The organism is Limnospira sp. (genome assembly GCF_051859755.1).
GTDB classification, from domain to species: Bacteria; Cyanobacteriota; Cyanobacteriia; order Cyanobacteriales; family Microcoleaceae; genus Limnospira; species Limnospira fusiformis.
The window spans coordinates 1-1,575 of record NZ_JBIMLI010000319.1 but is presented as its reverse complement, the minus strand read 5'-3'; the positions used below and the strand labels follow the sequence as shown (position 1 = coordinate 1,575).

The following is a 1,575-nucleotide window of genomic DNA, read 5'->3' as shown; positions in this document are numbered from 1 at the left end:
GGCGCTACCCCCCCACCCCTCGACTTTCACCTCAGCCCGGAGCGCCCCCTTCAGAATTTTCGGCTAGATTCCCTTTTCGCTAATACTTTCAGCTTTTTTGTCCTGTACTGAGTGGCAACATAATTGGACTCCGATTGTCAGACACACCCTGATACGCCCTGACGCAACACCATATGACGGAAATTGGACTTACTGGGCAACTAGGAAAGGACAAGCAATTGACACGCCAAATAGGGTAGCAAAACTACTCAAAAAGCAAAAAGGCAGATGTACCTGGTGCGGACAGTATTTTGCACCATCGGATTTAATTGAAGTAGACCACATTGTACCTCGAAGCTTAGGCGGAAAGGATGAATACAAAAATCTTCAACTACTACATCGCCACACCCACGATGATAAGACGGCATTAGATAATGTCAACGCTGTATCCCTAACAATGGAGCAATCAAATTAGGAGCCGTATGAGGTGAAAGTCTCAAGTACGGTTTTGTATGGGAGGGGGAGATGGCGACATCTCTCTCGACCCCTACTTGACTGAATTATCTATCAGGGGTGGCATTTATGACTAGATCGCAAGAAACTCCCAAGAGCATAAATCAATCACAAGAGGTTGAGTTAGAATCTGTTGAGTCTGAACCACAACTGGATGAGTTGGTTGATATTTTGATTGATGTGTTGCTTGGGAAGCCTAATGATGAATCTATCACTAACTCACCTCAAACTCCCAAAGTTGATAATTATCCATCTCAAAATAGCAATATTAAGCATGAACACAAATCCTCATATTCTCGGAAAAGTAATTCACAAAATCTGGGTGTGAAAAGGGAGGATCTACTTTCTGCTCAACCATAAGATTTTACCCAGGTAGAGACTAAGAAGGTAGAGACTACTAAGAAGATAGAGACTCAGGTAGAGACAGCATTCTCTGAGTTAATCCCAGAGGATGAGGAAGTGGTGACTAAGGCGGTTCGATTAATTTAAATTTCCCCAAATGAGTTTAGTAAGTATTTTGATGATCCAGTGTCTGTCCAGTCTGGAGAAACTGCTAAATCTCATGCAAATAATAATAATGGTTATGATTTGGAGGAGGAGAAAACCTCTGTTTCTGCGCCGCCATAAAACCAAACCAGCGATACAGAAGTAGATCTAAGTCAGGACTTGTCCGACCCTTTCGACCCATTACAGGATCTGCTGCTAGGTTCCAAATTCTCGGAGTTTGAAAAAGTCACTAAAAGTTATCTTGAGACTGAGTTACCGAGGCTACAGAGCCCAATTCAGTCAGCGGAACAGAAACTGCAAGCGGTTCAGGATAAATTTGATGATCCTGACCAGATTTTTAACCTATTACTCCCGGCTCTAACAGCTATCATTAATGATAAAATGGTTCTGTCTAAACAAGACGTTATAGACTCAATTGTGCCGATTATTGATGAAATTATTGCGGGGAAAAAGCGACAAGACAAGTCGGGGATGATTACAGCCTTTACACAAAACACAAAGTACGGTATAATGTATGGCTATTGTATAAGTTATCACAACCAACTACCATGAGCCGTTACTCTTTAGATTTTCGGA

General features: G+C 42.1%; 2 protein-coding genes and 1 pseudogene. All 3 read left to right on the top strand.

The window, feature by feature from the left end; genetic code table 11:
* Window positions 1–112: 112 nt before the first annotated feature.
* Window positions 113–454 (top strand): annotated as a pseudogene (locus ACTIE0_RS24275) (HNH endonuclease); the annotation flags it as partial.
* A gap of 107 nt (window positions 455–561) precedes the next feature.
* Complete coding sequence (locus ACTIE0_RS24270; RefSeq protein WP_006624144.1) at window positions 562–852, top strand: hypothetical protein; 291 nt, start codon at window positions 562–564, stop codon at window positions 850–852.
* Between the two features lie 306 nt (window positions 853–1,158).
* The gene (locus ACTIE0_RS24265) at window positions 1,159–1,551 is read left to right on the top strand and encodes a hypothetical protein (RefSeq protein ID WP_006624145.1); all 393 of its coding nucleotides are present in this window, start codon (window positions 1,159–1,161) and stop codon (window positions 1,549–1,551) included.
* Window positions 1,552–1,575: the final 24 nt, after the last annotated feature.